19 protein-coding genes are annotated in these 20461 nt (G+C 70.2%); 1 reads left to right on the top strand and 18 read right to left on the bottom strand.

All coding sequences use genetic code 11. From position 1 onward, the window contains the following. Positions 1 to 38: 38 nt before the first annotated feature. The 16 genes from HFP48_RS03620 to ftsH form a co-directional block, all read right to left on the bottom strand. Positions 39 to 2564 (bottom strand): ATP-dependent Clp protease ATP-binding subunit, encoded by a 2526-nt coding sequence (locus HFP48_RS03620; protein WP_168579025.1) that lies wholly within the window; start codon positions 2562 to 2564, stop codon positions 39 to 41. A 256-nt stretch (positions 2565 to 2820) separates the two neighbouring features. Continuing rightward, complete coding sequence (locus HFP48_RS03615) at positions 2821 to 4251, bottom strand: phospholipase D-like domain-containing protein (protein WP_102799747.1); 1431 nt, start codon at positions 4249 to 4251, stop codon at positions 2821 to 2823. Positions 4252 to 4489: 238 nt separating this feature from the next. Continuing rightward, positions 4490 to 4846 (bottom strand): Lsr2 family protein, encoded by a 357-nt coding sequence (locus HFP48_RS03610; RefSeq protein ID WP_006930387.1) that lies wholly within the window; start codon positions 4844 to 4846, stop codon positions 4490 to 4492. A 102-nt stretch (positions 4847 to 4948) separates the two neighbouring features. After that, on the bottom strand, positions 4949 to 6457 hold the full coding sequence (lysS, locus tag HFP48_RS03605) for a lysine--tRNA ligase (protein WP_006930389.1): 1509 nt from the start codon (positions 6455 to 6457) through the stop codon (positions 4949 to 4951). Positions 6458 to 6548: 91 nt separating this feature from the next. Continuing rightward, positions 6549 to 6992 (bottom strand): rhodanese-like domain-containing protein, encoded by a 444-nt coding sequence (locus HFP48_RS03600; protein WP_006930391.1) that lies wholly within the window; start codon positions 6990 to 6992, stop codon positions 6549 to 6551. 87 nt (positions 6993 to 7079) lie between these two features. Beyond that, positions 7080 to 7922 (bottom strand): type III pantothenate kinase, encoded by an 843-nt coding sequence (locus HFP48_RS03595; protein ID WP_029540725.1) that lies wholly within the window; start codon positions 7920 to 7922, stop codon positions 7080 to 7082. 2 nt (positions 7923 to 7924) lie between these two features. Next, entirely contained in the window at positions 7925 to 8362 is a 438-nt protein-coding gene (gene panD, locus HFP48_RS03590) for an aspartate 1-decarboxylase (protein WP_029540720.1), read from the bottom strand. Between the two features lie 32 nt (positions 8363 to 8394). After that, entirely contained in the window at positions 8395 to 9336 is a 942-nt protein-coding gene (gene panC, locus HFP48_RS03585) for a pantoate--beta-alanine ligase (protein WP_006930397.1), read from the bottom strand. Next, positions 9329 to 10264 (bottom strand): DUF2520 domain-containing protein, encoded by a 936-nt coding sequence (locus HFP48_RS03580; RefSeq protein WP_029540714.1) that lies wholly within the window; start codon positions 10262 to 10264, stop codon positions 9329 to 9331. The genes panC and HFP48_RS03580 overlap by 8 nt, the downstream gene beginning before the upstream one ends. A gap of 129 nt (positions 10265 to 10393) precedes the next feature. Continuing rightward, positions 10394 to 11209, bottom strand: a complete 816-nt coding sequence (locus tag HFP48_RS03575) for a DUF6779 domain-containing protein (protein WP_006930401.1) — start codon at positions 11207 to 11209, stop codon at positions 10394 to 10396. Positions 11210 to 11333: 124 nt separating this feature from the next. Further along, positions 11334 to 11798, bottom strand: a complete 465-nt coding sequence (locus HFP48_RS03570) for a DUF3180 domain-containing protein (RefSeq protein WP_037200442.1) — start codon at positions 11796 to 11798, stop codon at positions 11334 to 11336. After that, entirely contained in the window at positions 11798 to 12322 is a 525-nt protein-coding gene (folK, locus tag HFP48_RS03565; RefSeq protein WP_168579024.1) for a 2-amino-4-hydroxy-6-hydroxymethyldihydropteridine diphosphokinase, read from the bottom strand. The genes HFP48_RS03570 and folK overlap by 1 nt, the downstream gene beginning before the upstream one ends. Further along, positions 12319 to 12687: a dihydroneopterin aldolase gene (gene folB / locus HFP48_RS03560; protein ID WP_072634222.1), complete on the bottom strand. Its 369-nt coding sequence runs from the start codon at positions 12685 to 12687 to the stop codon at positions 12319 to 12321. Before folB ends, folK begins: the two co-directional genes overlap by 4 nt. Next, positions 12684 to 13505, bottom strand: a complete 822-nt coding sequence (gene folP / locus HFP48_RS03555; RefSeq protein WP_044475554.1) for a dihydropteroate synthase — start codon at positions 13503 to 13505, stop codon at positions 12684 to 12686. Before folP ends, folB begins: the two co-directional genes overlap by 4 nt. A 32-nt stretch (positions 13506 to 13537) precedes the next feature. Continuing rightward, positions 13538 to 14191, bottom strand: a complete 654-nt coding sequence (folE, locus tag HFP48_RS03550; RefSeq protein WP_006930424.1) for a GTP cyclohydrolase I FolE — start codon at positions 14189 to 14191, stop codon at positions 13538 to 13540. Between the two features lie 32 nt (positions 14192 to 14223). Next, positions 14224 to 16530: an ATP-dependent zinc metalloprotease FtsH gene (gene ftsH / locus HFP48_RS03545; RefSeq protein ID WP_065923084.1), complete on the bottom strand. Its 2307-nt coding sequence runs from the start codon at positions 16528 to 16530 to the stop codon at positions 14224 to 14226. Positions 16531 to 16754: 224 nt separating this feature from the next. Here ftsH and HFP48_RS03540 point away from each other — a divergent pair, with 224 nt between their 5' ends. Then, entirely contained in the window at positions 16755 to 18899 is a 2145-nt protein-coding gene (locus HFP48_RS03540) for a protein kinase (RefSeq protein ID WP_168579023.1), read from the top strand. Here the strand turns inward: HFP48_RS03540 and hpt are convergent. After that, positions 18887 to 19441, bottom strand: coding sequence for a hypoxanthine phosphoribosyltransferase (hpt, locus tag HFP48_RS03535; protein WP_006930428.1), 555 nt, complete (start codon positions 19439 to 19441; stop codon positions 18887 to 18889). The genes HFP48_RS03540 and hpt overlap by 13 nt on opposite strands. Before the next feature lie 20 nt (positions 19442 to 19461). Continuing rightward, entirely contained in the window at positions 19462 to 20460 is a 999-nt protein-coding gene (gene tilS / locus HFP48_RS03530) for a tRNA lysidine(34) synthetase TilS (RefSeq protein WP_050036263.1), read from the bottom strand. Position 20461: the final 1 nt, after the last annotated feature.

The raw sequence follows: 20461 nt of genomic DNA, 5'->3' as shown, positions 1-20461 counted from the left end.
GCAGTGGGTGCCGCCCGTCGGCGTTCGTCGGAGCAGGACTACTCGGCGTCCTTGGCCAGGGCCACCGCCGGGGTGTCGGGCACCGCGGCCGGCTTCTCGCTCGGGGTGAAGATGAACTTCGCGTTCTCCCCGGCACCCTCGCCGTCCCAGCCTTCGACGTCGACCAGGACGATCTGGCCGGGGCCGATCTCGTTGAAGAGGATCTTCTCCGAGAGCTGGTCCTCGATCTCGCGCTGGATCGTGCGGCGCAGCGGCCGGGCGCCGAGGACCGGATCGAAGCCCCGCTTCGCGAGCAGCGACTTCGCCTTCTCGGTGAGCTCGATGCCCATGTCCTTGTTCTTCAGCTGCACCTCGACGCGGCCGATCATCAGGTCCACCATCTGGATGATCTGATCCTGCGTGAGCTGGTGGAAGACGATGATGTCGTCGATGCGGTTGAGGAACTCGGGCCGGAAGTGCTTCTTCAGCTCGTCGTTGACCTTGAGCTTCATCCGCTCGTAGTTCGACTCGGCGCCGGAGCCCTTGGTGAAGCCCAGGCCGACCGCCTTCGAGATGTCGGCGGTACCGAGGTTCGAGGTGAAGATCAGCACGGTGTTCTTGAAGTCGACCGTGCGTCCCTGGCCGTCGGTGAGGCGGCCGTCCTCGAGGACCTGCAGGAGGGTGTTGTAGATCTCCTGGTGGGCCTTCTCGATCTCGTCGAACAGGACCACGGAGAACGGCTTGCGGCGCACCTTCTCGGTGAGCTGGCCGCCCTCTTCGTAGCCGACGTAGCCCGGAGGGGCACCGAAGAGCCGCGACGCGGTGAACCGGTCGTGGAACTCGCCCATGTCGATCTGGATGAGCGCGTCGTCCTCGCCGAACAGGAAGTTCGCGAGCGCCTTCGACAGCTCGGTCTTACCGACGCCGGACGGGCCGGCGAAGATGAACGAACCGGCGGGACGCTTCGGGTCCTTCAGGCCGGCGCGGGTACGCCGGATCGCCTTGGCGACGGCCCTGACGGCGTCCTCCTGGCCGATGATCCGCTTGTGCAGCTCGTCCTCCATGCGGAGCAGACGGGTGGTCTCCTCCTCGGTGAGCTTGAACACCGGGATACCGGTCCAGTTGGCGAGGACCTCGGCGATCTGCTCCTCGTCGACCTCGGCGATGACGTCGAGATCACCGGCGCGCCACTGCTTCTCGCGCTCGGCGCGCTGCGCGACGAGCTGCTTCTCCTTGTCGCGCAGGTTCGCGGCCTTCTCGAAGTCCTGCGCGTCGATCGCGGACTCCTTCTCCCGGCGCGCGTCGGCGATCTTGTCGTCGAACTCGCGCAGGTCCGGCGGCGCGGTCATCCGGCGGATGCGCATGCGCGCACCGGCCTCGTCGATGAGGTCGATCGCCTTGTCCGGCAGGAAGCGGTCGTTGATGTAGCGGTCGGCCAGGCTCGCCGCGGCGACCAGCGCCTTGTCGGTGATGGACACGCGGTGGTGCGCCTCGTACCGGTCGCGCAGGCCCTTGAGGATCTCGATGGTGTGCTCGACCGTCGGCTCGCCCACCTGCACCGGCTGGAACCGGCGCTCGAGCGCGGCGTCCTTCTCGATGTACTTGCGGTACTCGTCGAGGGTGGTGGCACCGATGGTCTGCAGCTCGCCGCGCGCCAGCTTCGGCTTCAGGATCGACGCCGCGTCGATGGCGCCCTCGGCGGCACCCGCGCCGACGAGCGTGTGCAGCTCGTCGATGAACAGGATGATGTCGCCGCGGCTGTTGATCTCCTTGAGCACCTTCTTCAGGCGTTCCTCGAAGTCACCGCGGTAGCGGCTGCCCGCGACCAGCGAACCGAGGTCGAGGGTGTACAGCTGCTTGTCCTTGAGCGTCTCGGGGACCTCGCCGTTGACGATGGCCTGCGCCAGGCCCTCGACGACGGCGGTCTTGCCGACGCCCGGCTCGCCGATGAGCACCGGGTTGTTCTTGGTGCGGCGGCTCAGGACCTGCATGACGCGCTCGATTTCCTTGGCGCGACCGATGACGGGGTCGAGCTTGCCCTCGAGCGCGGCCTGCGTGAGGTTGCGGCCGAACTGGTCGAGCACCAGCGACGTCGACGGGGTGCCGGCCTCGCCACGGCTGGTGCCGGATTCCTGGGGCTCCTTGCCCTGGTACCCGGAGAGCAGCTGGATGACCTGCTGGCGCACCCGGTTCAGGTCCGCACCGAGCTTGACGAGCACCTGTGCCGCGACGCCCTCGCCCTCGCGGATGAGGCCGAGGAGGATGTGCTCGGTACCGATGTAGTTGTGTCCGAGCTGCAGCGCCTCACGCAGGCTGAGCTCGAGCACCTTCTTGGCACGGGGCGTGAACGGGATGTGGCCCGACGGGGCCTGCTGTCCCTGGCCGATGATCTCCTCGACCTGGCTGCGGACGCCTTCGAGGGAGATCCCCAAAGATTCGAGCGACTTGGCCGCTACGCCCTCGCCTTCGTGAATGAGGCCCAGGAGAATGTGCTCCGTGCCGATGTAGTTGTGGTTGAGCATCCTGGCCTCTTCCTGAGCCAGGACGACGACGCGCCGCGCGCGATCGGTGAACCTTTCGAACATCGCACTCCCTCACACTCTCCGGCCGACAGGTCCGGTACGCGGATCGTTCCGGACCCGGCTGCCGCGTTTCGCTCCGGCACTCGAGTCGTCGAGTGGAACCAGGTTCCACGACCCCACTTGACACTCTAGTTGCCGCCGTTTCGAGGCGCTGCCCCTCCACCCGATCGGCGCCGGCGGCAACTCCGGTCACGAGGGGTAACGCTGCACGTCGGCACGGCGTTCCCGCCTCCGTGTACGCCAGCAGCGAACACGCTGCTCAGCGGGGCATCAGCTGGCGAATGCGCCGTCCGATGCGCTGCGGGGCGCGTTCCGGGTCGACGAGTTCGTTCTCCGCGAGGGGGCTGTCCTCGTCGGCGACGGTGCCCGGCTCGAAGAGCGCGAGGGTCCGACCGGGTCCGCGCAACCGCTCCACCGCGGCGACGAGCGAACCTTCGGACCGGACGGCGGACGCGACGTCGGCCGGGGACACCCCGAGGTGCTCGGACAGCAGGCGCTCCCGCATCTCGACCACCGCGCGGCTGATGTGGTCGCCCTCGTGGTCCGCTTCGACGAAGAGATCGCACTCGGTGTCGAAGCCCAGGGACCGGTTGTTCAGGTTCGACGAGCCGATGCGCAGCAGCACGTCGTCCATGACGACGACCTTGGCGTGCACATAGATCGGCGCCCCGCCCGCGGTGACGGGGTAGTAGGCGGCGAACCGGCCGTGGACGTCGGCGTTCCACAGCAGGTGCAGCAGCTTGCGGCGGGCGCCGTCCATCGCCTTCTGTTCGAGCCAGCCCTCGGCGTTGCGCGGCAGCACCAGCACGATCTGGGGGCCGTCCGGTTCCCGCAGCCGCTTCGCGAGGGCCTCGGCGAGGGTCCGGGACGCCAGGTACTGGCTCTCCAGGTAGAGCGTGCGGCGGGCGCCGGCGATCACCGCCAGGTAGAGGGCCTCGATCTCCCGGACCTCCGCCCGGTCGCCGAGTTCGGGGAGGGTCCGTGCGACGGCGACATCGACGTCGCGCAGGGCCGGGCGCAGCCCGTCGGGCCAGATGGTGTGCCCGGTGTCGACCGGCTCGAGGTCCTCCCCCGTTGCCGCCTTCCACCGGGCGCGAGCCTGTTCGCCGATCGCGCGGGCGGCCGCGCCGTCCACCGCGGTCGTCACGTCGTGCCACGGTCCGTACCGACGGCCGTTCGGCTCCCGCCGGTAGCGGCTGTGGTCGGGATGCTCGCTGGTGTCCCAGCGATCGACGGTCATGTCGATGCCCCCACAGAACGCGACGGCGTCGTCGATCACGATGATCTTCTGGTGGTGTGCCGCTCCCACGGGATGGGCGCCGTCGATTTCGAGCCGGAGCCGCGGGTCGCTCATCCAGTTGAGCACGAAGACCGGTGTCATCCCGCGCCCGATGGCTGCGAATGCGCCGATGTTCCACTTCAGCAGGAACACCTCGAGATCCGGGTGCCGGTGCGGCAGCCACTTGAGGAATGCGCCCAGCCGGTTCGGGCCCTCGAGGGTCTTCCGGTCGGGTTCGAGCTTGATCCTCGTGTCGAAGTCCCACCCGATCAGGAGGATCCGCCGCCGTGCCTGCAGCATCGCCGACTTGGCGTATCGGAAATAGTCGGCGGCGTCGACAATGCAGGCGAGGCGATCGGCACGATCGACCCGCCAGCACGTCTCACCCGGGACGGCAATCCGCTCTCCCATGGCCGACACGCTACCCGGGGATACCGCCGTTTCCGCCGCGACGGACGGGATACCGAGCGGGTGTGACCCTTGTCTCCGATTCCCGACTGTCTCCGCTTCCCGGCGGCGCCCCGTTCCGACCGACCGTTTCTTTTCTCGAACGAATAGCAAAGAATTCCGCGGGGTACGACGACGAGGCGATATCCGCGACAGTTGTCGCGGATATCGCCTCGGTCGGACGGAAGGCGACGCTTCCGGCTCAGTGCGCCTTGTTGTAAGCCTCGATGATTTCGGCGGAGATACGGCCTCGGGCCGAGACGGGCATGTCGTTGTTGCGGGCCCATTCCCGAATTTCCGCGGTACGTTCCCGGTCCGTGCCGCCGCGAGAAGACTTGCGGGGAGCGGGCGCGGTGGGCACGACCTTCGCGCGCTTACGGCCACCCACCTTGCGGGCATGAGTGACCCAGAACTCCAATTCCTCCCGGAGCTTGGCCGCGTTGTCTTCCGACAGATCGATCTCGTAGGTGACTCCGTCGAGCCCGAATTCCACGGACTCGTCCGCCGCCGTCTCCCCGTCCACGTCGTCGATCAGGGTAACGGTGACCTTCTTTGCCATGTGCTGCAAATCCTCTCGAATGAAGAAGCGCGGCCCCCCGCGGTACGAGACAACAATACCCGGGAATCAATTCATGGCAATACGGAAAACGAATGCGATCAATTACCTCGCCGGGCGAACAATTGGGAACAGGATTGTTTCCCGGATTCCGAGGCCCGTCAGCGCCATCAGCAAACGGTCGATTCCCATGCCGGTTCCGGTCGTCGGAGGCATACCCTGTTCCATCGCCGCGAGGAAGTCCTCGTCGAGAACCATCGCCTCGTCGTCACCGGCCGAGGCGAGCCGCGCCTGGTCGACGAACCGCTCCCGCTGGATCACGGGGTCGACGAGTTCCGAGTAACCGGTGGCGAGTTCGAAACCACGCACGTACAGATCCCACTTCTCGGTCACGCCGTTCTTGCTGCGGTGCTGCCGCGTGAGGGGCGAGGTCTCGACGGGGTAGTCCCGCACGAACGTCGGCTCGTGCAACTGGTCGCCGCACTGGTGCTCCCACAACTCCTCGACGAGCTTTCCGTGGCCCCAGCCCTTGCCTTCCGGGACCTCGAGACCCACCCGATCGGCGAGGGCGTGCAGCTCCTCCAGCGACGTGTCGGGCGTGACCTCGGTTCCGATGGCCGCCGACAGCGACGGGTACATCTCCATCGTCTTCCACTCGCCGCCGAGGTCGTATTCGGTGCCGTCGGCGAGGGTGACGACGTGGGTGCCGAACACCGCCATCGCCACCTCCTGGATGAGTTCCCGGGTCATCGTCGCCGAATCGTCGTACGTGCCGTACGCCTCGTACGTCTCGAGCATCGCGAATTCGGGCGAGTGCGTGGAGTCGGCACCCTCGTTGCGGAAGTTGCGGTTGATCTCGAAGACCTTCTCGATGCCGCCCACCACGCAGCGCTTGAGGAACAGCTCCGGCGCGATGCGCAGATACAGATCCATGTCGAGGGCGTTCGAATGGGTGACGAACGGACGGGCCGTCGCGCCGCCGTGCAGGGTCTGCAGCATCGGGGTCTCGACCTCGAGGAAGCCGCGCCGCTCGAGCGCGTTGCGCAACTCGCGCACCACCGCGACACGCATGCGGGCGTTGGCGCGGGCCTCGGGACGCACGATCAGGTCGGCGTAGCGCTGCCGGACCCGGGTCTCCTCGTTCATCTCCTTGTGCGCCACCGGCAGCGGCCGCAGGGCCTTGGCGGCCATCTGCCACGAGTCCGCCATGACGCTGAGCTCGCCGCGCCGAGAGCTGATCACCTCGCCGTGCACGAACACGAAGTCGCCCAGGTCCACGTCGTGCTTCCACGCCGCAAGGGACTCCTCGCCGACGCCGTTGAGGCTGATCATCGCCTGCAACTGGGTGCCGTCGCCCTCCTGCAACGTGGCGAAACACAGCTTGCCCGTGTTGCGGAAGAAGATGACCCGGCCCGCGACGCCGACCTGTTCCCCGGTCGTCGTGTCGGGCTCGAGGTCCGGATACTTCTCCCGGATCTCCGCGAGGGTGTGAGTGCGGGGCACGACGACGGGGTACGCGTCCTTGCCCTGCGCCAGGATCCGTTCGCGCTTCTCGCGGCGGATGCGGATCTGCTCGGGGGTGTCGTCGGACTGCTGAACGGGTGCATCACTCACGGGTGACCAGACTATCGGACCGCCTCGAGCGCCTGCGCAGGACCAGCGCCTGCGCAGGGCCGAGGTGCCCGGGGCGCCGGCGCCCGCCGGGTCAGTGCGCGGTCACGCGCGCCACGTCGTCCTCGACGTGCGGGGCCGCGGCGATCGCATCGGTCGCCCCGGCCGCCGCGAGGGCCGCGTACCCGCCGACGAGGCCGGTGACGCGGCGCAGCCCGAGCGCCTGCAGCGCGGCGACGACGGCGTCGGTCTCCGCGCCGGAGGCCGAGACCACGACCCACTCGACGTCGCGGTCGACGGCCACCGCCAGACGCTCGTCGCTGGTGGGATGCAGGCGCCGGGGCAGCAGCTCGGCGGAGATGGCCAGCGCCCCGGGCAGGGTGCCCTGGACGGCGCGTTCGGCGTGGGTGCGGATGTCGACGACCACCGCGCCGCGCGCGACGGTCGCGGCCAGCCCGGCCGGATAGGTGCGCTCGGTGGTGAGCGGGAGAGTGTGAACGGGTGCGGCGACGAAGGATGCAGCAAGCGCAGTGCGCATGAGGGTGACTCCAGGTATGTGTGAACGATCGAGGCGGACGTCAGCCTCGACAACACTCCTGGGCGCTCATGCAGCGGATCACGGCGACTATTCTTGCACAGGATCGCGGCGGGCGGAACCCACGGCGGCAGATCGGGCGCCGCGCCGTGCGAGATTGCGCTCGTACACCAGGCGCAGGCCCTCCAGCGTCAGGTCCGGTTCGTGGTGCTCGAGCGTCTCGGACTCCGGCATGATCAACGGCGCACGGTCGCCGGTCCCGATGACCGCGACGTCGTCACCCTCGAATCCGCGCTGCTCGGCACGCACCAGGCGCACCAGCCCGTCGACCATCCCGGCGAATCCGAAAACCGCACCGGACTGCATGCATTCGACGGTGTTCTTGCCGACCACGGCGCGCGGGCGCAGCAGTTCCACCTTGCGCAGCGCCGCGGACTGGGAGGCCAGCGCGTCCATCGACACCTCGATGCCGGGGGCGATGATGCCGCCGAGGAACTCGCCCTTCGCCGAGACCACGTCCACGCACGTGGACGTCCCGAAGTCGACCACGATGCACGGCCGGTCGTAGAAGTGATGTGCCGCAAGGCTGTTGACGATGCGATCGGCGCCGACCTCCTTGGGGTTGTCGACGAGCAGCGGCACCCCGGTGCGCACACCCGGCTCGACGACCACGTGCGGCACGTGTTCCCAGTAGCGGCTCAGCATCACCCGGATCTCGCGCAGCACCGACGGCACCGTGGACAACGCGGTCACGCCGGTGATCTGGTCGGCGTACCCGCCGAGCAGACCACGGAAGATGAGCGCGAGCTCGTCGGCGGTCATGCGCGGATCGGTGCGCATCCGCCAGTCCCGCAACAGCTTCGCGTGCGAGCCGCTGCCGGTGAACAAACCCAGGACGACGTTCGTGTTCCGGACGTCGACAGCGAGGAGCACTGCTACACCAACGAACCGGAGTCGAGAGTGGCGAGCATGCGCGGGGTGATCAGGCCGGAACCCTCCGGCGCGTGCGCCGGATCGTTGCCGAGCTCGACCTGCCGGTTGTCCGCGTCGACGAACACCACGCGCGGGTCGTAGTCGCGGCACTCCTGCTCGTTCATCACGCCGTAGGCGATGAGGATGACGAGATCACCGGGACTCACGAGACGCGCTGCCGCACCGTTGATCCCGATGATGCCGGAGCCGCGCTCGCCCGCGATGACATAGGTTTCGAGACGGTTGCCGTTGTCGATGTCGACGATGGCGACCTGCTCGCCCTCGAGCAGGTCGGCGGCGTCCATCAGGTCCTGGTCGACGGTTACCGAACCCACGTAGTGCAGATCGGCGTGGGTCACCGTGGCGCGGTGGATCTTCGACTTCATCATCGTGCGGAACATGGTGTCTCCTCAGCTTTTTCGGGCCGGTCGCGCTATCGGCGGGTGAGCAGGTCGTCGGGGGTGGACGCGTCGACCGGGCCGGTCTCGCGTTCGAGGAATCCGGTGCCGATCGCGACACCGACGTTGTCGATGAGCCGGGTGGTGCCGATCCGCGCGGCGATCAGCAGCCGGCCGTCGCCGCGTTCCGGCGCGGGCCCGAGGTCCACGCCGCGCAGCTCGAGGTAGTCCAGCTCCACCTCGGGCGCGGCGGCGAGCACCTCGCGCGCGGTGGTCAGCACCGCCTCGGGACCGCCGGCGGCGGCGTGCGCCCCGGCGACCAGCGCCGCGGACAGCACGGTGGCGACCCGGCGCTGTTCCGGATCCAGGTAGCGGTTGCGTGAGGACAGCGCCAGCCCGTCCTGCTCACGCACCGTGGGCACGCCCACGATGCGGACGTCGAAGTTGAGGTCCTCCACCATCTGCCGGATCAGGGCGAGCTGCTGGTAGTCCTTCTCGCCGAAGAACGCGACATTGGGGGCGACGATCTGCAGCAGCTTCGCCACCACCGTGAGCATCCCCGCGAAATGCGTCGGGCGGCTGCCACCCTCGAGCTCCGCCCCCAGCGGCCCCGGGTGGATCACGGTCCGCCGGCCCTTCGGGTACATCGCGGACACCGACGGCACGAACGCCAGCTCGACGCCGGCCTCCCGCAGCAGCTCCAGGTCGGCGTCGAGGGTGCGCGGGTAGGCGTCGAGATCCTCACCGGCCCCGAACTGCAACGGATTGACGAAGACGGACACCACCACCACGGCACCGGTGAGCTTCGCCTGCCGCACGAGCTCCAGGTGACCGGCGTGCAGGGCGCCCATCGTCGGCACGAGGGCGACCGTGCGGCCGACGCCACGCAGCGCCTTGGTGACCTTGGTCAGGGCGGCGGGGTCGTGGTGCACGGTCAGTTCGCCGCGCACGTAGCCGCCCTGTTGCGATTCACTCACCGTGATCAGCCCCTTCGAGGATCTCCATCAGTTCGGGTTTCGCTCCGGCGCGCTGCGCGGATCGCAGGGACATCGCGCGGTATCCGGTAGCGATCCGGGGATCGACCTCCCCGAGCACCCGCAGGTGCGTGGCCACGGCCTGTGCGTCGCCGCGGGCGACGGGTCCGGTCAGCGCCGACGGCCCGCGGCGCAACGCGTTGTCGAGGGCCGCCGACAACAGCGGCTGCAGCACCCGCTCGGCGACACCGCCGGGCGCGTCGTCGACGAGTTGCTGGCCGAGCAGTTCGTCGCCCTCGAGCGCCACCCGCAGCGCCTCCACCGCATCCACCACGAGGGTGACGAGGTGGTTGCTGCCGTGCGCGAGCGCGGCGTGGTACAGCGCGCGCCGCTCCTCGCGGACGCGCACCGGTTCGCCACCGATCTCGAGCACGAGGGACTGGGCGATCGCGTAGCCGATGTCGTCGGCAGCCGTGATGCCGAAGCACGCCGAGGCGAGCCGGGCAGTGTCCTCGTCGTGGCCGGTGAAGGTCATCGCCGGGTGGATGGCGAGCGGCACGATGCCCTGCTCGGTGAGCGGAGCGAGGATGCCGACGCCGTTCGCGCCGGACGTGTGGGCGACGATCGTGCCGCGCGAGACGGAGCCGGTGGCGGCGAGCCCGCGGACGAGCGAGCCGAGTTCCGAGTCCGGAACGGCGAGGAGCAGCAGGTCGCAGCGGGCGGCGACCTCGTCGACGGGGAGAACCTCGGTGTCCGGAAGCCGGGTGCGGGCGCGGTGCTTGGACAGTTCGGATACCGCGGAACAGGCCACGACCAGGTGGCCGACGCGTTCGAGTGCCGCGCCGATCGCCGTGCCCACCCGCCCGGCGGAAACGATTCCGACCGTCAGTCGTGCAGGCGCAGGCTCGTTTGTGATCCCGAAGGAGGTCACGGGAGTCCTCTCGTTCGTTCCAGTCCCGCTCGGCGGGTACCAGACGTTCCGACCGACAATAGCGCGGCCCGAGCAACCCCGGCCATGGCCGGGGAACGTGATCTGCGCCTCACCCGGCGCGGCGAACGCTCAGCGCTCGGCGGACAGGGCGGCGAGGATCTCCGCGACCGTGCGGCCCTGGCTGTGTGCCCCCTCGCCGCCGGCACCGTCCGGCCGCCGTCGCCGGGCGCGTCGGCCCGTGGGCTCGGCGTCGTCGTCCGCCTCGGCCTGCTCCTCGGGTTCCTCCGGCTGCGACCCGGACTCGGCCCGGCCCTCCGGTTCGGCCGGTTCCTCCGGCTCGGTCCGGTCCCGCCGTTCCGTGTCCTCGGATCCGCCGGGAGCGGCCGTCGCGCCCGCCGGCCGGCGGGGCACGGCCGTCGTCGTGTCGCCGTCGGTGACCACCGTGGTCTCGGCGGTCACCGGCTCGTCGTCGGGCGAGGCGAAGAACGGGCCCGCCGGACGGGGCGCGGCCGTCACCCGGAAGTTCCCGCCGCCGAGCTCCTGCAGTTGTCCCCGGCCCGCCCACAACGCCGCACGGTCCTCGGGCAGCCGGCCCTCGAAGAGCACCTCGAGGTTGCGGCGCAGGGCACCGAGCTCGGCGCGCAGGGCCGCCATCTGGTCGGCATCGATCCGCAGCTCCGACCTGACCTTCTCCTCGACGGTCAGCTCGTACTCGCGCCGCGCCGCGATCTCCCGTTCGAGCTGCAACTCGTACACGGTCTGCAGATCCCGGACCTTGGCACGGTCCAGCGCCGACTCGCGACGGTACTTCGTCATCGCGATCGCGCCGACGGTGGCGGCCCACAACGCGACGACCAGACCGACGCGCAGCAGCTGGACGCTGTCGCTGAAGACCAGGAACAGCGACGCGATCAACGCCAGGGCGAGCAGCGCCGCCACGATCACAGAACTCGCGCTGCGCCGTGACCGACGGCCCTTCCTCGTTCGCACCGGAGTCCCCATGCGTTCCAGACTACTGGGCGCGGCCGCCGGGTCCCGAGAGTCGAGCGCACAGGATTCGCCGCCCCGGTCAGGTCGCGGGCTCGTCCGGGTCTTCCGGTGTCCGGCAACAGTGTTCGAGCCACAGCGCGGCAGCCGCGAGCGCCACGCCGGCGAGCAGCCCGACGATCACCCCGGCGCTGTCCTCGACTGCGGCCTGCAGCACCGGCCGCTGCGGAACCAGGTACAGCAGGAATCCTGCCCAGATGCCCGCGCTGGCCGCCCCGACCAGAGCCGACGCCTTCGCCAGCGCCACCGCGCGGGCCGCCGTGATGGGATGCAACTGGTGCGGCCCGTCGCCGATCTCGTGCTTGCCCACCCGGGAACGGATCATGAACGCCAGCACCACCTCGACGATCGCGACCGGGTACAGCGACGCCCCCGCGTAGACGGGGATCGGCGGCAACGTGCCGTACAGGCCGCGCGCCAGCAACCACGCCGCGACGGCGGCGAGCACCGCCAGCGCCAGCAGGTCCCGGATACGCGTCGCCTTCATCACCGCGGCGGCTCCAGCCGGTACTCGGTGCGGCGCACCCCTTCGCGTTCGTCGACGTCGAGAGCGGCGAGCCACTCCGTCAACGGTCGTCGCGTGCCGTCGACCGTCAGCGTCGCCTGGGGTTCGACGTCCCACCACGGGACGAGCACGAAGGCGCGCAGGTGGGCACGCGGATGCGGCAGGGTCAGTTCGGCATCGTCGCTGAGAACCTCGTTACCGTCCGAGTCGTGGCAGGTGACCACGTCGACGTCGAGGCTGCGCGGGCCCCACCGCTGCTCCCGGACCCGGTCGGCGGCGGCCTCGAGCTGCCGGCCCAGCTCGAGCCAGCCGCGGCAGTCCAGCGACGGGTCCTCCGCGACGACGACCGCGTTGAGGAAGTCCTGCTGCTCGACCCCGCCCCACGGCGCGGTCGAGTACACCGGTGACACGGCCACGATCCGGTCGGCGAGGGCCTCGGTGACCGAGCGCAGGTGCGCCGGCCGGTCCCCGATGTTCGACCCGATGGACAGCACCACCCGGCTCACGAGCCGCTCCGGGTGCGATCGACCACCACCGCTACGTCCGCGAAGGTGAGCGGGATCGGCGCCGACGGCTTGTGGACGGTGACCTCGACCCGGGTGACCCGCGGATCGGTGAGGACGTCGGCGGCGATCTCGCCGGCGACGGTCTCGATGAGGTCCCGCGACGGGCCCGCGACGATCGCGGCGGCCCGCTCGGCGAGGATGCCGTAGTGCAGGGTGTCGTCGAGGGCGTCGCTCGCCGCGGCCGGCGCGAGATCGAGCCACGCGACGATGTCGATCAGGAAGTCCTGACCGTCGCGCTTCTCGTGGTCGAACACGCCGTGGTGGCCGCGTACGCGCAGTCCGCGCAGTTCGATCCGGTCGCTCACGCCGGTCCTCCCGCCGCACTGCCGCGCTGCCACGCGCCGACGACGGCGACGGCATCGAGCGACGCCCGCACGTCGTGTACGCGCACCCCCCAGGCCCCGCGCTCGGCCGCGAGCGCCGACACGACCGCGGTGGCCACCTCGCGGCCGCCGGGTGGCCGGATCGTACCGTCGGGGGCGGCGAGCAGGGACCCGAGGAACCGCTTGCGCGACGCGCCGATCAGCACCGGGTAGCCGAGCTCGGTCAGCTCGGGCAGCCGGTGCAGCAGTTCCCAGTTGTGGTCGGCGTCCTTCACGAATCCGAGTCCGGGATCGAGGATGATGTTCGCCGGCTCCACGCCTGCCGTGAGCGCGGCATCCACCTGCACCATCAGCTCATCGCGGACCTCACGGACCACGTCGTCGTAGTGGGTGGACCCGCCGGCGTGCACGAAGCCGCCCGCGGGCCGCCAGTGCATGAGGATCCACGGCACGCCTGCCGACGCCACGACCGCGGCCATGCGGGAGTCGGCGCGCCCACCCGAGACGTCGTTGACGATGGTGACGCCGGCCTCGATCGCGGCCTCGGCCACGGACGCGCGCATGGTGTCGACGCTCGTGGGGATGCCGGCGGCGCTCAGGGCGGCGATGACCGGCGCGACGCGCCCGGCCTCGACCTCCGGGTCGACCCGGGCCGCTCCGGGACGGGTGGATTCGCCGCCGACGTCGACGATGTCCACGCCGAGGTCGCGCAGTTCCAGACCGTGCGCGATCGCCGCGTCGCGGTCGAGGTACCGGCCACCGTCCGAGAACGAATCCCGGGTCACGTTCAGCACGCCCATCACCACCGGGCGCCCGGGGTTCGGGAGCGCGCTCACCGGCGGAGGATCAGATCCAGAGCCTCGGCACGCGACGCCGAGTTGGACTGCAGCAGCCCCCGCACCGCCGAGGTGGTGGTGCTCGCCCCGGGCTTGCGGATGCCCCGCATGGCCATGCACAGATGCTCGGCCTCGACGACGACGATCACCCCGACCGGATCGAGCTTGCGCACGAGCGCATCCGCGATCTGACTGGTCAGCCGCTCCTGCACCTGCGGGCGCTTGGCGTACAGGTCCACCACCCGCGCCAGCTTCGACAACCCGGTCACCCGGCCGGTGCGGCCGGGAATGTAGCCCACGTGCGCGACGCCGTGGAACGAGACCAGGTGGTGCTCGCACGTGGAGTACATCGGGATGTCACGCACCAGGACGAGTTCCTGATGGCCCTCGTCGAAGGTCTTGTCGAGGACCGAGTCCGGATCGGTGTACAAGCCGGCGAACATCTCCCGGTACGCCCGCGCGACGCGGGCCGGGGTGTCGAGCAGACCTTCGCGCTCGGGGTCCTCCCCCACCGCGATCAACAGTTCCCGGACGGCCGCCTCCGCGCGGGCCTGATCGAAGACCCGGCCCGATTCCAGGCTGCGCAGGACCTCGCCGTCACCGCCGATCGACGCGGAATCCGTCTCGGAATCCAGGTGATTCACCGACACCAGACCGTACCTCCACTCTCGTTGACTCGGGCTCAGCGCGGACCGGTCGGCCCCTCCCACGGCTGTGTCGGCGGTGGCTCGGGAGCCACGTTCCTACCGGTCTGCCGCTCGTCGTCGTCAGCCGGGCGCGCGGGCTGGGTCCATTGCGGATACCCAGGATAGGTGCTCTGCGGCGGCTGCTCGGACTCGGCCGGCGGCCAACCGGGTGCCGACCAGCCGGCCGGCGCGCCGTAGTCGGGCCGGGTCGCATGACGCGGCCCACCCGGGTGCGGCGGCTGCCCGAAGCCCGGCAGGGGCTCCGAGGCGGGCGCCGGCACCGGCGCCGGATGCCCGTTCGTCGGCGCCGCGGGCTGCGGCTGCGGCTGGGCGGGCTTGGTGAAGGACGGGCGCACCGCTTCCGGCGGCCACGGCTCGCCGCGTTCCTTCGCCAGCTCGGCCGGCGTCTTGATCGGGGGCTTGTCCGACGGCGTGCGTCCACCGAAGTCGTTGAACTCGGTGATCCGTGGCCGCTTCTCGACGGAGGCGAGGATCCGCTCGAGGTCCTTGCGGGTGAGGGTCTCGTGCTCGAGCAGCTCACCGGCGAGCAGGTCCAGCGCGTCGCGGTAGTCGTTGAGGATCGCCCACGCCTCGGTGTGCGCGGCCTCGATGAGGTTGCGTACCTCCTCGTCGATCTCGCGGGCCACCTCGTGCGAGTAGTCGGACTGCACGCCCATCGAGCGGCCGAGGAACGGATCGCCGTGTTCCTGCCCGTAGCGGACGGCGCCGAGGCGGGCGCTCATGCCGTACTCGGTGACCATCGCCCGGGCGATCTTGGTGGCCTGGTCGATGTCGGAGGAGGCACCCGTCGTCGGCTCGTGGAACACGAGTTCCTCGGCGGCGCGGCCACCCATGGCCATCACCAGGCGGGCGATCATCTCCGAGCGGGTCATCAGGCCCTTGTCGTCCTCGGGGACGGTCATCGCGTGACCACCGGTGCGGCCACGGGCGAGGATCGTCACCTTGTAGACCGGCTCGATGTCCGGCATCGCCCAGGCGGCGAGCGTGTGCCCGCCCTCGTGGTAGGCGGTGATCTTCTTCTCGTGCTCGCTGATGATGCGGCTCTTGCGCCGCGGGCCGCCGATCACGCGGTCCACCGACTCCTCGAGCGAGGCCTCGGTGATGACGGTGCCGTTCTCGCGCGCAGTGAGCAGCGCGGCCTCGTTCACGACGTTGGCCAGGTCGGCACCGGACATGCCGACCGTGCGCTTGGCCAGCCCCTCGAGGTCGGCGTTCTGGTCGAGCGGCTTGCCCTTGGAATGCACCTGCAGGATCGCCCGGCGCCCGGCGAGATCGGGATTGCTGACCGGGATCTGCCGGTCGAACCGGCCCGGACGCAGCAGGGCCGGATCCAGGATGTCGGGACGGTTGGTGGCGGCGATAAGGATGATGCCCTGCCGGTCCCCGAAGCCGTCCATCTCGACGAGCAGCTGGTTGAGCGTCTGCTCACGTTCGTCGTGGCCACCGCCGAGGCCGGCGCCACGCTGGCGGCCGACCGCGTCGATCTCGTCGACGAAGATGATGCACGGGCTGTTCTGCTTGGCCTGCTCGAACAGGTCGCGCACGCGGGACGCGCCGACACCGACGAACATCTCCACGAAGTCCGAACCGGAGATGGTGAAGAACGGGACACCGGCCTCGCCGGCGACCGCGCGGGCGAGCAGGGTCTTGCCCGTGCCGGGAGGTCCGTACAGCAGCACGCCCTTCGGGATCTTCGCGCCGAGGGCCTGGTAGCGCGCCGGATTCTGGAGGAAGTCCTTGATCTCGTACAGCTCTTCGACCGCCTCGTCCGCACCAGCGACGTCGGCGAACGTGGTCTTGGGCATGTCCTTGGACAGCTGCTTGGCCTTGGACTTGCCGAAGCCCATCATGCCGCCGCGGCCACCGCCCTGCATGCGGCTCATCACGAAGAAGAACACCCCGAGCAGGATGATCATCGGGAGCACGAACAGCAGGATCGACGTCAGCCAGCTCTCCTGGGTGACGGTGGTGTCGAACTTCTCGAGGCCCGCGCCGGCGACCTTGTCGAAGATCTGCTCGGACGCCGACTCCGGGTACTTCGCGAGGATCTCGGTGTTGTCTCCGGTCGCCTCGTTGCCGCTCTTCAGCCACAGGCGGACCTGCTGCTCGCGGTCGTCGATCTGCGCCCGGCTGACGTTGTTCGCGTCGAGCTGGGCGATCGCGACAGACGTGTCCACCTTGGCGAAACCGCGGGTGTCGTCGCCGAAGTAGCTGAAGGCGTAGATGACCAACAGGATGCCGGCGACGATCGCCAGATTACGGAACACTGTCTTGCGGTTCATACAGGTTCGGCCCGGCCGGCCGGTCCTTTCGATAGTGCGGTCATCATCGTGGTCGTCCCGAGGAGTCCGGCGACGAACCGGACACCGCAAGGTTACCGCGTGGACGCGCAGCGTTGCCCTCGCGCGGCCGCACGGTCCGAAGGATCAACGTCCGGGACCACCCGGGGGTTCCCGGTCGCGTCAGGTGCCTGCGGTCACGGGCCACGACGTGGTTATCATTTCGCATGGCCATGCAGGAGCCGGACGCTGCAACCGAGGCCGACCCGACCCGGATCACCGAGGCCGAGCCGACCCGAACGGCTGCGGCCGAGCCGACCCGAACGGCTGCGGCCGAGCCGACCCGAACGGCTGCGGCCGAGCCGACCCGAACGGCTGCGGCCGAGCCGACCCGCACGGTTGCGGCCGATCCCACCCGTACCGCACCTGTTGACCTCACGCGCACGGCCGATGCGACCACCGAGCCGACCCGCACGGCTGCGGCCGTCCTTCCTGGCGAGTCGACGACCGAGCCCTTCCCGGTCCGCGTCCCCACCGGCATCGACGACGTCGAGGCCGGGAACCGGATCGACGACTTCGACCTGCTCACCAACCTCGGCCGCGGCGCCTTCGGCCGCGTGTTCCTCGCCCGGCAGCACTCGATGCAGCGGCTCGTCGCGGTGAAGATCTCCCCCGACCGCGGCACCGAGGCGCAGACCCTCGCCCAGCTCGACCACGACTACATCGTCCGCGTCTTCGACCAGCGGATCCTGCCGGAACACGGCCTGCGGCTGCTGTACATGCAGTATCTGCCGGGCGGGACGCTGCTGCGGGTGCTTCAACGGGTGCGCACCACCCCGCCGGAGCAGCGCAGCGGCCGGCTCCTGCTCGACGTCGTCGACGAGACCCTCGCCGAGAAGGGTGAGATCCGGCCCGCCGAGTCGACCGTACGCAGCCGGCTCGAGAGCCTGACCTGGCCCGAGACCGTCGCGTGGCTCGGCCGCCGGCTCGCCTCCGCGCTGGACTACGCCGACCGGCGCGGCGTGCTCCACCGCGACGTCAAGCCGGCCAACGTCCTGCTCACCGCGGAGGGCGTGCCCAAGCTCGCCGACTTCAACATCAGCTTCGCCGAGTCCGTCGGCGGCACGTCCGCCGTGGCGTACCTCGGGGGGTCCCTGGCCTACATGTCGCCCGAACAACTCGAGGCGTGCCATCCCGGGCTACCCGGCACCGCCGCGGACATGGACACCCGCAGCGACATCTACGCGCTCGGGGTGATGCTGTGGGAACTGCTCACCGGCGGCCGGCCCAACAGCGAGGACGATCTGGGCGCCGAGACCCTGCCCGCGCTCGAGACCATGCTCGCGCGGCGCCGCACGGGACTGACCGCGGCTGCACGCGAGCGGGTACCGGCCGACTGCCCCCAGACCCTGCTCCGGGTGCTCGCGAAGTGCCTCGAGCCGGATCCGGCGGACCGGTGGGCGTCGGGCGCGGAGCTGGCCCAGCAGTTCGACCTATGCCTCGATCCGCGGGCCCGGGACCTCGTCGACCCGCCGCCGCACAGCTGGCGGGCCCGGCTGCGCCGCCCCGTGGTGCCGATCCTCACGGCCGCGATCGCGATCCCGAACGTGCTGGCCGCCCTGTACAACTACCAGCACAATGCGAACCTGATCGTCGACCGGCTCCCACCGGACACCCAGCGCGAGTTCGAACAGCTCGCGCTGATCATCAACGGGATCACCTTCCCCCTCGGCACGGTGATCATCGTGTACCTGTGCCGACGGCTGATCACCGTGCCGCGCGGCCTCCACCGCGGCCGCAGCTACAACGCGGTGGAACTCGCCCGGGCCCGGCACGACGCGCTGCTGATCAGCGACCGCGTCGCCGCGGTGGTGATGACCCTGTGGACGGTCGCGGGCATCGCGTTCCCCGTCGCGCTGCACTTCGTCGGCGGCAACATCGACGGCCCCTCGGCCGCGCACTTCCTCACGTCGATCCTGGTGTGCGGCGCGATCGCCGTCGCCTACCCGTTCTTCCTGGTTGCCTTCTACATGGTGCGATCGTTGTATCCGGCGTTCCTGCCACACGGGGCGACCGACGCCACGGACGCCCGCGAACTCGAGGGGCTGCACCGGCGCAGTGTGCGTTACCTGGCGCTCGCGGCGGCCGTGCCGCTCGTCGGGGTCGCCGGCGTGACGTATCTCTCGCCCGAGGAGATCCAGCAGGTTCTCGTCGCGGTCCGGGTGCTGGCGGTGGGCAGCATCGCCGCGTTCGTGCTCGTGTACTGGTTGTTCCGCATCATGGAGGACGACCTGCGGGCGCTGCAGCGCGGTATGGCCCCGACGCGGTCGACGCGCGATCCGGTGGGGCCGACCTCGGATCAGCCGGTGTAGACCTTCGGGTCGAGGGTGCCGATGTACGGCAGATCGCGGTAGCGCTCGTCATAGTCGAGGCCGTAGCCGACGACGAACTCGTCCGGAATGTCGAATCCCACGTCGGCGACGTGGACGTCGACCTTCACGGCCTCCGGCTTGCGCAGCAACGTCACCACCTCGAGGGACGCCGGGTTGCGCGAGGAGAGGTTGCGCATGAGCCAGGACAGCGTCAGGCCGGAGTCGATGATGTCCTCGACGATCAGCACGTTCCGGCCGGCGATGTCCTTGTCGAGGTCCTTGAGGATGCGCACCACACCGGACGAGGACGTGGACGACCCGTACGAGCTGACCGCCATGAACTCCATCTGGGTGGGGATCGGCAGCGCCCGCGCGAAGTCGGTCATGAAGAAGATCGCGCCCTTGAGCACGCCGATGAGCAGCAGGTCACCCTCGGGTGCGCCCACCGGGTAGCGCGTGGCGATGGTCTCGGCCAGCTCCTTCGTGCGCTGCTTGATCTGGTCCTCGGAGATCAGTACCGACGCGATGTCGTTCTCGTACACCGGGTTCTTCCTGCCTTCCCTCAGTCGTCCGCGCCCTGTCGCCGGCCGACGAACTCGACGATCAGCCTGCCACGCCGACGCGTGACCACCAACCTGACGCCGGGCTCCGGCCCGCCGCCCACGGCCACCGCGCCCTGCCCGCGCCACCGGCCGATCAGCTCGTCGGCGGCCCGCAGGGTGCGGTCCGTCGGCGCCGACGCCCCCGAGTCGAGCAGCCATCGCCGCAGGACCCGCCGTCGCACCGCCACGGGAGTGCCGGCGAGGGCGTCCACGGCCAGGCCGGTCCCGACCCGGGCCTCCGCGAGCAGTTGCAGGGCCAGCTCCTCCAATGCGTCCTCGTCCTCGCGCAACTGCCGGGCCGTGCGCGCCAGGGCCGACGCGACCCCACCCCCGAGCACCTCCTCGAGCAGCGGCAGCACCTCCTCACGCAGCCGCACCCGGGTGAAGCGCCGGTCGCTGTTGTGCGCGTCCTCGTAGGGCGCGTACCCCAGTTCCGCGCATGCCCGGCGGGTGACCTCGCGGCGCACCCCGAGCAGGGGGCGGCCCCACGGATCGTCGAACTCGCACATGCCGCGGAGGGACCGGGCACCGGAACCGCGGCCCAGCCCGAGCAGCACCGTCTCGGCCTGATCGTCGAGCGTGTGCCCGAGCAGCACGGGCAACCCCGCCCGGGCCTCGCCGAGCGCCCGGTAGCGGGCCGCGCGCGCTGCCGCCTCGAGTCCGCCGGGGCCGGTCACCGCGACGCGGACGACCTGCACCGATCCGCACCCGGCGGATCGCGCGAACTCCGCGGCCAGGGCGGCCACGTCGCCGGAGCCGGGTTGCAGGCCGTGGTCGACGACGACGGCCCGCACCGAATCCGCCTCGGCGACGGCGGCGGCGGTCAGGGCCGACGAGTCGGCGCCGCCGGACAGGCCGACCGCGACGGACCGGCCGTGGGCCGCGACCCACCGCCGCACGGCCAGGCGCACCTCGTGGAGGGCAGGGGTCTCGGGCAGGAGCGGCCGCTCGGACGACACC

Source organism: Rhodococcus sp. DMU1 (assembly GCF_012272955.1).
Classification (GTDB): Bacteria; Actinomycetota; Actinomycetes; order Mycobacteriales; family Mycobacteriaceae; genus Rhodococcus; species Rhodococcus aetherivorans.
The sequence above is the reverse complement of the archived record's forward strand: the minus strand, read 5'-3'. Positions and strand labels throughout refer to the sequence as shown.